Annotated in this window: 15 protein-coding genes; 10 read left to right on the top strand and 5 right to left on the bottom strand. The window is 59.2% G+C overall.

Translation table 11 applies throughout. From position 1 onward, the window contains the following. Window positions 1–91: 91 nt before the first annotated feature. Window positions 92–430, top strand: coding sequence for a GYD domain-containing protein (locus ACS5Q1_RS38445; protein WP_473103177.1), 339 nt, complete (start codon window positions 92–94; stop codon window positions 428–430). Window positions 431–473: 43 nt separating this feature from the next. Further along, window positions 474–818, top strand: coding sequence for a 5'-methylthioadenosine/S-adenosylhomocysteine nucleosidase family protein (locus tag ACS5Q1_RS38440; RefSeq protein WP_473103176.1), 345 nt, complete (start codon window positions 474–476; stop codon window positions 816–818). A gap of 159 nt (window positions 819–977) precedes the next feature. On the opposite strand, the gene ACS5Q1_RS38435 is transcribed toward ACS5Q1_RS38440, so the two are convergent. Both ACS5Q1_RS38435 and ACS5Q1_RS38430 read right to left on the bottom strand, forming a co-directional pair. Further along, the gene (locus ACS5Q1_RS38435; protein WP_473103175.1) at window positions 978–2,744 is read right to left on the bottom strand and encodes an adenylate/guanylate cyclase domain-containing protein; all 1,767 of its coding nucleotides are present in this window, start codon (window positions 2,742–2,744) and stop codon (window positions 978–980) included. 186 nt (window positions 2,745–2,930) lie between these two features. Beyond that, complete coding sequence (locus ACS5Q1_RS38430; RefSeq protein WP_473103174.1) at window positions 2,931–3,224, bottom strand: hypothetical protein; 294 nt, start codon at window positions 3,222–3,224, stop codon at window positions 2,931–2,933. 390 nt (window positions 3,225–3,614) lie between these two features. Here ACS5Q1_RS38430 and ACS5Q1_RS38425 point away from each other — a divergent pair, with 390 nt between their 5' ends. Together ACS5Q1_RS38425 and ACS5Q1_RS38420 are read left to right on the top strand one after the other, a co-directional pair. Beyond that, window positions 3,615–4,373: a LuxR C-terminal-related transcriptional regulator gene (locus tag ACS5Q1_RS38425; protein ID WP_473103173.1), complete on the top strand. Its 759-nt coding sequence runs from the start codon at window positions 3,615–3,617 to the stop codon at window positions 4,371–4,373. A 743-nt stretch (window positions 4,374–5,116) separates the two neighbouring features. Continuing rightward, entirely contained in the window at window positions 5,117–5,512 is a 396-nt protein-coding gene (locus tag ACS5Q1_RS38420; protein ID WP_473103172.1) for a response regulator, read from the top strand. A 123-nt stretch (window positions 5,513–5,635) separates the two neighbouring features. Here ACS5Q1_RS38420 and ACS5Q1_RS38415 read toward each other — a convergent pair whose 3' ends face one another. Next, window positions 5,636–7,975 carry a PAS domain S-box protein gene (locus ACS5Q1_RS38415; RefSeq protein WP_473103171.1) on the bottom strand — a complete coding sequence of 780 codons (2,340 nt, stop codon included), beginning with the start codon at window positions 7,973–7,975 and terminating at the stop codon, window positions 5,636–5,638. 184 nt (window positions 7,976–8,159) lie between these two features. Between ACS5Q1_RS38415 and ACS5Q1_RS38410 the strand changes: the two genes are divergently transcribed. Both ACS5Q1_RS38410 and ACS5Q1_RS38405 read left to right on the top strand, forming a co-directional pair. Then, window positions 8,160–8,540, top strand: a complete 381-nt coding sequence (locus tag ACS5Q1_RS38410; protein WP_473103170.1) for a response regulator — start codon at window positions 8,160–8,162, stop codon at window positions 8,538–8,540. Between the two features lie 165 nt (window positions 8,541–8,705). After that, complete coding sequence (locus ACS5Q1_RS38405) at window positions 8,706–8,843, top strand: hypothetical protein (protein WP_473103169.1); 138 nt, start codon at window positions 8,706–8,708, stop codon at window positions 8,841–8,843. A gap of 72 nt (window positions 8,844–8,915) precedes the next feature. Here the strand turns inward: ACS5Q1_RS38405 and ACS5Q1_RS38400 are convergent, their stop codons facing one another. Continuing rightward, entirely contained in the window at window positions 8,916–9,650 is a 735-nt protein-coding gene (locus tag ACS5Q1_RS38400; RefSeq protein WP_473103168.1) for a sigma-70 family RNA polymerase sigma factor, read from the bottom strand. A 233-nt stretch (window positions 9,651–9,883) separates the two neighbouring features. Between ACS5Q1_RS38400 and hfq the strand changes: the two genes are divergently transcribed. Together hfq and ACS5Q1_RS38390 are read left to right on the top strand one after the other, a co-directional pair. Continuing rightward, window positions 9,884–10,120: an RNA chaperone Hfq gene (hfq, locus tag ACS5Q1_RS38395; protein WP_473103183.1), complete on the top strand. Its 237-nt coding sequence runs from the start codon at window positions 9,884–9,886 to the stop codon at window positions 10,118–10,120. Between the two features lie 242 nt (window positions 10,121–10,362). Further along, window positions 10,363–11,331, top strand: a complete 969-nt coding sequence (locus ACS5Q1_RS38390) for an IS5 family transposase (protein ID WP_473103167.1) — start codon at window positions 10,363–10,365, stop codon at window positions 11,329–11,331. 1 nt (window position 11,332) lies between these two features. On the opposite strand, the gene ACS5Q1_RS38385 is transcribed toward ACS5Q1_RS38390, so the two are convergent. Next, entirely contained in the window at window positions 11,333–11,968 is a 636-nt protein-coding gene (locus tag ACS5Q1_RS38385) for a hypothetical protein (RefSeq protein WP_473103166.1), read from the bottom strand. A 185-nt stretch (window positions 11,969–12,153) separates the two neighbouring features. Between ACS5Q1_RS38385 and ACS5Q1_RS38380 the strand changes: the two genes are divergently transcribed. Beyond that, a complete protein-coding gene (locus ACS5Q1_RS38380; protein ID WP_473103165.1) occupies window positions 12,154–12,405 on the top strand; it encodes a ParB N-terminal domain-containing protein in 252 nt (83 codons plus the stop codon). A gap of 113 nt (window positions 12,406–12,518) precedes the next feature. Then, window positions 12,519–12,686, top strand: coding sequence for a hypothetical protein (locus ACS5Q1_RS38375; RefSeq protein ID WP_473103164.1), 168 nt, complete (start codon window positions 12,519–12,521; stop codon window positions 12,684–12,686). Window positions 12,687–12,760 lie beyond the last annotated feature (74 nt).

Here is a 12,760-nt window from a genome sequence, read left to right as displayed (position 1 = left end):
GTCGCCATCATGAGAATCATCGACCTGCTGACCACATGAGTGAGCAGGTGTGATGGACACCACCTTCCCATAGCAACCTCAGGAGAGCGCAATGCCTATCTTCATTTCCCAGGGTCGGTATTCGCAAGACGCGATGCGCGGCATGGTGACCACGCCGGAAGATCGGACCGAACCGGTATCCAAGCTCGTTGAAGCTGCGGGCGGTAAGCTTCTGGCCTACTATGTGACCTTTGGCGAGTACGACTGGCTTATCGTGGTCGAAGCGCCGGATGCACAAACGATCTCGGCGGCGGTGATCACGGCGGCGGCAGGCGGTGGTGTAACGGACATAAAGACCACCTTGGCGATGACAGGGGCCGAGGCCATGCAGGCATTCCGCAACGCAGGCGATCTCGCCAAGAACTTCAGGTCAGCCGGGCAGGCGGTGTGATAACCGGAGCTTAGGTCTGAAGAAGTGAGGTTCGGCCCGACACGTGCGCCGCAGGCAGGGTCTCGTTGATAAGCCCCGGTCCTCTGAGAGGGCCGGGAGCGGAATACCTCTGCCGCCCATCCGGCTTGGCTCTGTACTGTCAGGGGACGTGTTCATCAACTGTCAGGACGCCCGAGCCCGCTTGAAGGCTCTTGGTGGGGACATCGTGGATATGGAGTCCACGGCAGTGCTCGAAGTGGCCCGCCGTTTCGGTAAGGGAGCTTATATCATCCGCACCATTTCGGACGGGGCAGGGGACGACAGCCATCTCTCCTATTCTGAGATGGTGGCCATCGTGGCCCACAACTCGGCACTCTGCGTCGAGGATCTGCTTAGGATTATGCCCTGACGGGAGTATTGGACAGGGGCGCGGACGGTCGCGGGAGAGTTGGAACCGGCTTATCTTTTGCCATCGCATCCGACAAGCGATGGAGAAGCTTAATACACTTAACCCCAACAATGTTCCGCTACCAAGTAAGTCCAGTATCAGAATCATGTGTGGAGGGGCCTATTCGGGGAGCCCCAATGCCCGAAAGGCTTCGGCGAACTTTCCCCTGGAAAAATCACTGCCCGGCGTGCGCTCAAGAAGCCCAGAAATGGTCAGATCGGGGAAGTTCTTTAGAAGCGTCGCGAACGCTATTTTTGCCTCATCAATTCGCCCCGCATGATAAAGCGAGGCTGTCAGAGCGCGATTGGCCCAAACCGCGTCCGGTTTCTCTCGCAGCCCCTTTTCAATCCAACGTGCTGCCTCGTCATATTCGGTCTTCGCGAAATAAGCGCATCCGATCCCGATGAAGATGTTGAACATAAGCGGGTCAACTGGACTCAAGCGCATCGCACGATTGAAGTGCTCAAGCGCTTTGTCAGGCTCGCGGACGTAGACGTTGATCCAGCCGCTGCGTTGACATGTCCATGCCGAGTTGGGGTCCAGTTTCATGGCTTTTTCGATCAGGCTTTGGGCGAGCGCGTGCTCCCTTGTAATCGAGTGAGCGGCCCCTGCACAGGTGAGCACCAGCGGATCATTATTGTCCAGTCGGACCGCATCTTGGGCCAGGGTTGTGGCTCGGCTTCGATCCTCGGCAGGATTCTTGGTTCGCAAATAGGATAGGCGCTGCGCGTAGCACCATGCGGCGAGCGCCTTTGGAAGAGCATAAGTGGAGTCAAGTGCGATTGCCTGTTCAGCCAGTCGAAGTCCCTCCGCTGTGGTTTCGGCATCTTGCGACCAGATGGCGGGCAGCGCCCGCATCACGCAATCATAGGCATCAAGACTGTCCGGACGCTTGCGCTTGGCCCGCTCTATCTCGCTCAGCGTGATGGTCGGCTCGATAGCTCCGACTATCGCCTCCGTCACCCGGTCCTGAAGGTCAAAGATGTCAGTAACATCCCCGTCGTACCGCTCAGTCCAGATGTGATTGCCGGTGGTGGCATCGATCAGTTGGGCGATGATACGAAGCCGGTTTCCCGCTTTCCGAACGCTGCCCTCCAGCACATACCGGACGCCAAGCTCGCGGCTGACTTGGCGCACGTCAACGGCCTTGCCCTTGTAGGTGAACGTCGAGTTGCGGGCGATGACGAACAGCGACCGAAAGCGCGACAGTGCCGCGATAATCTCCTCAACAATCCCATCGGCGAAGTAGTCCTGCTTAGGGTCATCGCTCATGTTCGTGAACGGAAGAACCGCAATGGACGGTTTATCAGGTAGGGGGAGCGATTGGGGCCTCTCTGTACCGACCGGCGCAGGCAAGATTGCCTTCAGGGAATAGACTCGGATTGGCTCCTCGATGTTCCTGACCTTCTGTGGTCCGAGATCCGTAAAGGCGAGGGGCACGACTTTGCGCACGGTCCCATACGCAGCTTCCGAGAGGCAGACACCACCCGGCTCAGCAATGCTTTGCAGTCGGGCCGCGATGTTCACGCCGTCGCCCAACAGATCGCCTCCTTTGACGATCACATCACCGATATGGACCCCGACCCGGAACTGGAGACGGCCCTCGTCAGGGGTATCCAGGTCTGCTTGGCTGAGGGCCTTCTGGACTTCGACGGCGCATTGGACCGCATCTACAGCGCTGGGGAATTCGGCGAGAACACTATCACCAGCCGTGTTCGCTATTCGCCCGCCATGCTCCGCAATCAATCGGCCCATGACCTCGCGATGGGCAGTCAGGGTCTGGAGTGTCCCGACCTCATCCTGCTCCATGAGACGTGAGTAGCCTGCCACGTCAGCCGCGAAGATGGCTGCCAGCCGTCGCTCGACCCTGTGCTCCTGCGGGCCCATGAGGCTCTCGGTGCAAGTTCAGACCGGATTCTGCTTGGGCTTGGGGAAAGTGTCCAGCCTGGATCTGATATAGGCGAGATCCTGCTGCTAAGCTTCGCCAGGGCCAGAATAGAAAGACCTACCGAAGCACACTCGCGGCGGGGTAAGAAGGAACATTAACATAGCCGATTGAAGCGGCTATAATATTCACGAAGTTCGTGCTGCGTCGATCTGGGCGTTCTCTCCAATGCTGCGAGGGGGCCTGCGATGACAAAGCCTCTTCTGGCCTTCGGCCTTTGGTGCGTTGCCTTTGTGGTTGGCGTCGTGGGTCTCATCACCACCGGTCCAGGTAATCCCGGATTTACCGGCACGGTTGTTTTCGATTTCAAGCCGTTCTGCCAAAGCTTCGTTGTCCAGACCGACAAAGGCTTTGTGCTGCTGGAGTGGGAAGATGGCACCCTGTTCTTCGGTGAAGGCGACAGCCTCGTAGGGCCGCTCCATACGACAGGGCTCCAATCGTTGAATGTAGAGGGACGCGGTGCGATAACGGCGCGGTTCGAGACCTGGGTTCCTGATCTGGCTGCTGCGCAGCAGGTGTTTCGGGAGCGCTGCCGCCTTGCTCCCAACACCCCCTTGGCTGGACCAACACGAAATTAGCCCTCCAAAGCAGGTCAAGAATAGATGTGTGTCGCGGCTCGACATTCCCGAACTCCAGCGGAGTTGAAGCAAGGTTCGTCACCCCATGGCTTGCGGCCAAGCTTAATCACGCCAATGTGATTTAAGATCAAGTTTAGGACCTTTGTCTAACTAAGCTTTGTCGGTTTCCGACAGACAGGCTTCCTGCTCGCTGTTTACTTTTGCTTAACAGGGAAAGCTAAACAGGGGGCAAGAATGACTGCGCAAACGATCCCGTTTGTACCCAATCAGCCGTCTCTGACGGACCATCAGACCATTAGGCTTGCTCCCGCAGTTCGAACGGCTCTAATCTCGGACAGCTTACTTCTCCGCTCCGGTCTTCAGCACATCCTACAGGGCACGCCGTTCGCGATTATCGAGGCAGCGTCTGCCATAGGCCCGAGACGGCTCCACCACTGTGCCCTCAACACGGCCTTACTGATCATCGAGGCCACTCAGAACATTGGTCGGGTGCTTGAGGTAGTCAGGCAGGTGAGAGACCAGTCGCCAGAGATCCGGATCGTGGCTCTGGCGGATCAATTCGATCTCGGCTTCGTGCGGACGGCACATGAAGCAGGCGTGGATGGCTTCTGTCTCACAGCCTCGGCTCCGGCGGTTCTGATCAAATCGCTGGAACTGGTGATGCTTGGCGAGACTGTGCCGCCTTCGGCGATCTTGCGGTCTCTCACGGCTGGCGCTGCCTCGAATCAGGATCAGCCGCTCCAGGACAACAACCTGGCAGAGGCGAAGCTGCCCGATCCGGAGGCTTGCAAGCTCTCCGCGCGGGAGAGGGAAATCCTGGGGTGCTTGACGAAAGGCGAGCCCAACAAGCTCATCGCCCGCAAGCTGGAGATCACCGAGGCCACCATCAAGGTCCACGTCAAAGCCATCCTGCGCAAGATCGGAGCCTCCAATCGCACCCAGGCCGCCATGTGGGCGTCGCAGCGCATGCTGCGAGGAGAGGCGCGTCTGTGAATGACTGAGGCAAGGACAATGAGGCTTATGGTTGGGGACGAAGTTCGCGTCCACTTCCATCCACCCAGTTCTTGAAAGAGCTTTTCCGAAGGAGTGGTCACGCGGGTAGATGTGACCACTCCGGAAGGGCGCTTCTTTGTGCTCGAAGTCCGGAATGAGGTTATCCTCGACCAACCGCACCGGATCAGGCCCGATTTCCACGATTACGTCCCGTATGAGTGCCGGAAGGACTTCCCCGGTCGGATCGAGGTATTGGCCCCCGCAGCACAGGACCTGGAGACGGAGCCCGCGTCCCCTCCAGTATCGATAGAAGTACCCATAGTCTGCCTGCACGCAGCAGACGAGCAGGACTTAGAGGAACCGGATCTCTCCTCAGAACCTCAGACTGAACGAACACCTGAAGAAGGCAATTCTGAACCGGCTCAGGTTGAGGTTGAGCCCATCCGCAAGCAGGGTGGGCTGCTTTCTGCATTGTTCGGACGAAGAGAGTAAGAGGGGCGCGGCAGGCCAGCTTGTCAGGTTTCAGGCTTTAGGTGAGTGCAGCCGCAGTCGCTATTCCACACTCTTGGACGGGTTTGGGATCCGGAGCTTCTCGACTGCGAGATTGGTGAAAACGGTTTGAAGGAGATCGCACGCATTACCACTGGGCCGGAGGATTTCGTGAACCGTGCGCTGTGATCAGCGCGATCCTTGAACGTCAAGCCCTGACCTTGCAGGCTCTCACCCTATGTGTCTCGGCAATCATGCCTGACATCCAAACCTCCCGACCAGTCGTCATTCTCGTCGTTGAACCAGATCCGCACGTTCGCGCAATGGCAGTCGATGCCCTTGAGGGGGAAGGTTTCGAGGTCATTGAGGCACCGTCCGCCGACTACGCGCTCAGCGTTCTTCGAAGCCGAATTGATGTTCGTGTCGTGTTTGCTGAAGCCGCGACACCCGGCGACCTCAACGGCTTTGATCTGAGCCATATCGCGCAGACACAGAATCCGCAGATCGTCGTGATTGTGGTCGTAGGCGCATTGCCGCCTGGATTCTCCGGAGTCGCTCCGGAGGCTCGGTTCGTCCGTAAGCCCTACCGGATGGCGGACGTGTTACGACTGATCCGCGAACTGACCGAGGATTACCCTCACCCCGGATAAATGTCTGCACAGGTGTTCCTGTAACGGGGATATCCCGTTGTTGAACGTCTGTGTAGAGCGACGGACAATGTTTAAACTGGCTGGTTCGCAGGAGATGGCGGCAGTGACAGGGACTTATGGTGTCTACCGTGTGAGCGGGATCACGTTCGACGAACGAGCAGGACGACCTGCTGCCGCGACATCGCGGATTGCAGCGAACAGCACATCAGGCGGGTAGGGCTTGGTCAGCAGTGTAAAGCCTTCCTCAGTCGCCCGGTTCGCAGCATCGCTGTATCCAGTCGCCAGCAACACCGGTAGCGCGGGCCACTTCGCTTGAATGCGGCGGGCCAAGTCCAGACCGTCCAGATCACCGGGCATGACCATATCGGAGAGGACAAGATCGAAGGCGGGCTCGGCATGGAGCCGCGCCAACGCTTCATCGGCGGTGCTCGCATGGGTAATCGAATGCCCATGCTCCGCGAGGAGTGCAATGGTAACATCGGCCACTTGAGCGTTGTCCTCAGCGAGCAGGATGCGCAGCGGAGGGCACTCGGTGTCAGGAGTATCGACGTTCTCCTCGGGAGTCCTGGCATGGGCCTTTGCCTTGGGCAAGTACAACGTCACCGTGGTGCCTCGGCCTACCTCGCTGCGAATATCGACCGTCCCACCTGACTGCTGCGTGAAGCCATACACCTGGGCCAGCCCGAGCCCGGTGCCTTTGCCAACCTCCTTGGTCGTGAAGAACGGTTCAAACACCTGGGACAGGGCCTCCTCCGGGATGCCAACACCGGTATCCGTCAGGCTGATCGCCACTGCCTCTCGCATCTTCCCGTTGCGCAGAACAATGTTCTCGGTTTTCACCCGCAAGGTGCCGCCCTTCGGCATGGCATCGCGGGCATTCACCGCGAGATTGATCAGGGCGATCTGAAGCTGAGTCGGGTCTACCTCGACCGACCAAACCTTCTCAGCCAGATCGAACTCAAGCCGGATGTCGCCCCGCAGCGATTGGGCGAGCATGTCGTCCATTCCCGTGATCACGCCATTCAGATCCACTGGCTGCGGGACCAGGGTCTGGCGGCGGCTGAAAGCCAGAAGCCTACCGGTGAGCTTGCGGGCCTGCTCGACAGCTTGGAGGGCGTTGTCGATCAGTCTGGGCCGACGCTCTTCCTTGGCCCGCTTGAGCATGTCGAGATTGCCCATGACCACCGTCAGCAGGTTGTTGAAGTCGTGCGCGATGCCTGAGGCCAGTTGCGCGATAGCCGCCAGCTTCTGCGACTGGTGGGCCTCGGCACGGGCTTTCTCAAGCTCGTCCTGAGCCGCCTTTCGCTCCGTAATATCGCGGGTCACTTTGGCGAAGCCGATCAGGTGGCCCTGCTCGTCGCGAATGGCATCAATGATGACATGGGCGAAGAAGCGGGTTCCGTCCTTGCGCACCCGCCAGCCCTCTTTTTCAAAGCGACCCTCACGGGCTGCTGTCTCCAGAGCGTGCTTTGGCAAACCTGCTTCTCGATCCTCTGGGGTGTAGAAGGTCGAGAAATGCTGGCCGACAATCTCAGGTTCTTGGTAGCCCTTCAGGCGCTGGGCTCCGGAGTTCCAGTTGGTGACGTGACCTTCGGGATCGAGCATGTAGATCGCGTAGTCCGTGACGCCCTGCACGAGCAGGCGGAAGCGCTCCTCACTGCGCCTAAGCGCCTCCTGAGCCTCTTTGCGCTCGGTGATGTCACGGGTGACCTTGGCAAAGCCGAGCAAATTGCCCTGCTCATCTTGGATCGGGTCGATCACCACATGCGCCCACATGCGGGTGCCATCCTTGCGCACCCGCCAGCCCTCCTGCTCGAACTTGCCCTCGCGAAGTGCCGTCTCCAGCGCCCGCTTTGGCAAGTCTACCTGCCGATCCTCGTCGGTGTAGAAGCGGGAGAAGTGCTCGCCGATGATCTCCGCTTCGGTGTAGCCCTTGAAACGCCGCGCACCGGGATTCCAACTCGCCACGACTCCGTTCGGATCGAGCATGTAGATGGCGTAATCGGTCACGCCTTGGACGAGAAGACGAAAGCGTTCTTCACTGCGCCGCAGCGCTTCCTGAGCCGCCCATTTCTCGGTGATGTCACGTGTGATCTTGGCAAACCCGACCAAGTGGCCTTGCTCGTCCCGGATCGGGTCGATCACGACGTTGGCGAAGAACCGGCTGCCGTCCTTGCGGACGCGCCAGCCCTCTGCCTCGAACCGACCCTCACGGGTAGCGGTCTCAAGGGCCAGGGTGGGGATGCCCGCTGCCCGGTCTTCCGGGGTATAGAAGGTCGAGAAATGGCGACCCAGAATCTCGGGAGCGGTGTAGCCCTTGAAGCGCTGCGCCCCGGCGTTCCAACTCGTCACATGGCCCTGCACATCGAGCATGTAGATGGCGTAGTCGGTGATGGCATTGACAAGAAGCTGGAAGCGCTTGTCATCGCCCATCGGCTCTTGGTGAGCCTGCGCAACGTCCATTCTCACTTCCCCCCAGGCAGTCCTTGCCTGCGCTCGTGGATTTGTTTCAGCAAGCCAGCTTAGCCTAACTCGACTTGAGCGTAATGGTTCCAATCAAAATCGTATTCGGGGGGAAACATCGCCCATAGGCAGGAACAACCGATCCAGGTGCTCGTTTGTCTGCACCTACCAAGGAGCGCGAGCAATGCTGGCAGGATGCCGTGTTCTCGTGGTGGAGGACGAGGCGCTTGTGGCCGCGACCATTAGCGATCTCCTCACCGAGGCTGAGGGCGTGCCGGTCGGACCGGCTGCAACTGTCAGCGAGGCTCGACGGCTCATCAAGGAAAGTCCATCGCTGAACGCGGCTCTGCTCGACGTGAACCTCAGCGATGGTTCAGTCACCCCTGTGCTGGAAGCGCTGAGCGCACGCGGTATTCCAACCGTGGTCTACACGGGTGGGCTGGTGCCGGAGGATGTTCGCCAGCGCCATCCCGATCTGATTGCGCTCTCGAAGCCTGTGCTGCCCGCCCGCCTCATCGGCGAACTCCGACGCGTCATCGGCAAGCCGTGTCGGGCGATCCAATAGCTCCCTCTTGGGTACGGTGCTCCCCGATGCTCAAGCTCCTCACCAACAAGGTTCCGGAGTGATAAGGTTTCCGTTAGGTAAGGCGACTATGATTTTGGAGATGCCGCCTCGCTTCTTTCGGACCAGTGTGGTTTCATGCTTTGCCCGCTGACATGGAGGGAAGCTATGGCCGGTAAAGCTCGCATGCGACCGTCGTTCAAGAAGCACACCAAACGCTACCGGGAGGTGATTGCCCCAGCCAAAACACTCGAAGGGCAGAAAAATCTTGCTAAGAAGCGCCGCTACGCCAACCGCCACGGTTAGCCTCGTAGTCTCAGCACTCTGAACATTTCTGGTCCTTGATCAAAGAACAGTGGCTGGATCGGGGTTCCTGATCTACGGAAATAGGGCCACTGGTTCCTGTATCGCAGCCTGCATCACGTGATCGGCGGCGATTTCGTGTCGGCTCTTCATCTGCAACAACCCTGCAAGCTGCTGACGAGCGCGGTTGACCCGACTCTTGATGGTGCCGACAGCAACACCCTGGAGCAGCGCCACCGCGTCGTAGGTCATGCCCTCCACACCCACCAGCAGAAGAGCCTCACGAGATTGGGGAGGCAGGTGTGCGAGCGCCAAGCGAAGCTCGGTCAATGCAAGAGCCGCATCCTGCTCCGGTAAGACCTTGAGGCGGGCGGCGTAGACGCCGATGGGGTCCTCGACCTCATGCTTGCGCTTACGATGTTCCGTGTAGAAGGCATGGCGCAGGATCGTGAACAGCCATGCGCCAAGATTGCTGTCGCGCTCGAAGCGGTCGATGTTGGCCCACGCGCGAAGGAAGGTGTCCTGCACCAGATCATCGGCTCTGATCGGATCGTTGGTCAGCGAGAAGGCGGACGCCCGTAGGTTCGGCAGCAGATCAAGCATCTGGTCCTGTAGGGCAGTGTCAACAGGACCGACGCTGAATGGTTGTGTGAGTGGACGGGCACGACGGGTTCTGCGGACGAGAGCAACCTGTTGCTTGAGGGACAGCGGATGCAGATGCCGCAAGCGCCTCAGCCGGTGCCACGCAGGCTGGTGGCAGATAGTAGCCTGCTGCGGCGAGTGACAGTGATCGTGAACGCTTTGGGCCATGGCTTGGCTCTACCTTGGCTACAGCTTCAACATACACCTACGGTTGCTGGTCCGCCAGCCTTTCAATCGGAACAGATGGGGCCTGCGGACGGCTTGAGCACCCGTACTGGGCAAGGGCTCCGTTGATTTGTTGAACCTACTCGAAAGTGCCCATTGGCCCGGCTGACATCATCCTGATATGGCTGGGTGATAAGAGCGGCATCCTGGTAGAGGCGCTCTCAAAGGAATACACATTGGCCGCGCCAAGCACCCCCGCTCTGCAAGATACCTTCCTGAAGCATCTCTGCGATAACAATATCGAGGTGACGATGTTTCTCGTGAATGGGATCAAGCTCGTGGGCCGCATCAAACGTTTCGACAGCTACACGGTGCAGCTTGTTCGTGGCACCGGTACGCAGATCGTCTTCAAGCATGCCATCTCGACGATCCATCCAGCGGAGCCTGTCGAACTAACTGAAATTGCTCCTTGATGGAATCTGGCCAACACGGGCTGCAACAATCCCTGACTTGTTCTACCAAAAACTGCGCTATTGGACTTTCGAACCGCAATTAGTCCCGGCTTCAGCCATCTCAACCTGTGCCTTCTTCAGATTCTCCAAAGCGGATTTCAGGGCTCCCCATTGGGCGACGCCTTGTTGCATGGATGAGCAAGTTGGTAACCCGGGCTGGATAGCGTAGAGGCCTGTTCGGCTTCTGACTAAAGATCCTCGCCATGCCCTTCAAGGCCAATGCCGCCCGCCGCCATCGCATTCCTAAACAGCGGTACCGGGTGACGAATTGGGCGGAGTACGATGCAGCCCTGCGCCAGCGGGGAAGCCTGACGGTCTGGTTCTCTGAAGAAGCCATCGCAGCTTGGCGCGCCGAGCCCCGCACGACACGCGGTGGTCAAGCTCACTACTCGGCTTTGGCGATCCAAACAGCCCTGACGCTGCGGGCGGTGTTCCGGTTGGCGCTGCGTCAGACAGAAGGCTTGATCGGCTCGATCCTCCAACTCCTGGGCCTGGATCTGGCGGTGCCCGATCACTCGACGCTGAGCCGGCGTGCCGAAATCCTGGAGGTGCCAAGGCCAGGTTCAAGCTCCCGAGGACCCGTTCACCTGCTGGTGGACAGCACCGGCCTGCGGCTCGGTGGGCCCGGCGAGTGGCTGATCGAGAAGCACGGCACCCGCAGGCGCCGATCCTGGCGCAAGCTGCACATCGGCATCGACGCCGAGACTGGAGAGATCCTCGCGACAGAGCTGACGTCCCATGGTGTCGATGGTGGCTCGCAGATTGAACCGTTGCTCGACCAGATCGCAGCTCCACTCGGTTCATTCACTGGTGATGGTGCCTATGATCAAGTTGGCATCTACGGCACCGTCGCTAAACGTCATCCTGATGCTGACGTGATCATCCCACCCCGATCAACAGCGGTGCCGAGCGAAATGGCGGAGAGCACTCCAACCCAGCGCGATCGGCATCTCCAAAGCATCGCCGAACGTGGACGCATGGGCTGGCAGAAAACATCCGGGTACACTCGCCGGGCTTTGGTGGAGGCCGGGATCAGCCGGCTTAAACGAGTGATCGGAGACGCCTTGCGCTCACGGACAGTTCGGCGTCACGCGACCGAAATTGCCATCGCAGTTCATGTGCTCAACTGCATGCTTGAGCTTGGACGCCCGAAGTTCGTCCGTATCGCCTAAACTAAAGGCATCGGGTGGGCGGAGTGCGTTCACTAACCGATCCGTGCAACACGGTCGCGCTGTATAGGACGAATGCCTTGCGCTTGGCTTCGAGCTCCTGCTGCCAGAAGACATAGAACTCCCGGCCGACCAGGACCTTCTTGCTGGCCAGCAACGGCCTCATCCGGGAGCTGAGCGGCGCATCGTCGACCCGGAAGCCCATCGCTTTGAGCTGGATGAGCAGAAAGGCAGCATTGCGTATGGCAACGGCGCCGTGCGACCGCGTGGGCATTGATCGGGTGGAATTGGCCCAGACCTGCACCTCCTCGAAGTCGAAGACCTGTGCCAACGCGTCGATCGAAAGGCCAGCCAGCCGCGGATCCATAGCGGCAACCAGCTCGTGCAAGGAGGCCGAATAGATCCATCCCCTTGTCAGGCTGTCCTCGATCAGATCGGTGAAGGCTTGGGTGAGAGTGAATTCGTGAGGTGGCAGTGGTTCTTGAGCTTGCTCGATCAGCCGCTCGAATGGGTCCAGTTCCCCGTTCAGGGTTATAGGTATATCTTCAGTTATCTTAAGCATATTTCCCAGCCACTTTGACGATACGTCTTTCCCCACACAGCCTTCATTTGGCTGTCTTGTTAAGATTGAGGTGAACATCCTGTATTGTTACTGCTGAATCATGAAAGCTGTCTGAATCTCTGCTGATCAGCAGCCTCCAGTGCCGTTGCCTTCCCGTTCCTGTGGCATGAGCTTGAACGATCCTGCAGATGCGTGTCCCTAGGCAAGCCGGCTCACCGCGCCTAAGCTTCCATCGGGCACGGCACGACGCAGGAGCAGTCGGGATGGCATTGAAGAAGCAAACCCTTGCGATCCACGATGTCTATGTGCCTGTGAAGCGGCGCCAAACTCTGGACCTGCAGAAGGTTGAGGCTTTGGCTGAGAGCATGATGGAAAAGGGGCAGGAAGCCCCCATTCTCGTGCGACCTGACGGGCAGCGGTTTGTCTCGGTCGAGGGGTTGCATTGGCTGGAGGCGTGCAAAGCTCTCGGTGAGACAACCGTTCCAGCCTACTTTGTGCAGGCTCATCGGCACTGAGCTGCGACGACGACAGGGTTGATCCCTTCCGAGCTTCGGGCGTGGAGGGCAGTATCATGCCGTTGCAGCGTGCCGTTTCCTGACGGGGCAGAAGAGAGAAAGGCCGTCACTCAATGATGAACAATCCGCGCAAACAGGCTCGTTTGGCCAAGCGCAGGCAAGAAGACTGGGATGAGGCCCGCGAGGCCTACCTGCTCGAACATGCCCCCGGCTTGAAAGACCACTATGCAACACAGCAGAAAGCCTTCCTTCGGATCGAAGAGGACACGCGCTTGCGCTAACCAGATCCGACGCCGGACGACATCGCCGCGGCGCAAGCTGCGGAGGCCGCCCTCCCGTCCAAGAAGAGACCGCC

This window comes from Microvirga sp. GN3 (genome assembly GCF_055792825.1).
This window is presented reverse-complemented; position numbering and strand designations above follow the sequence as displayed.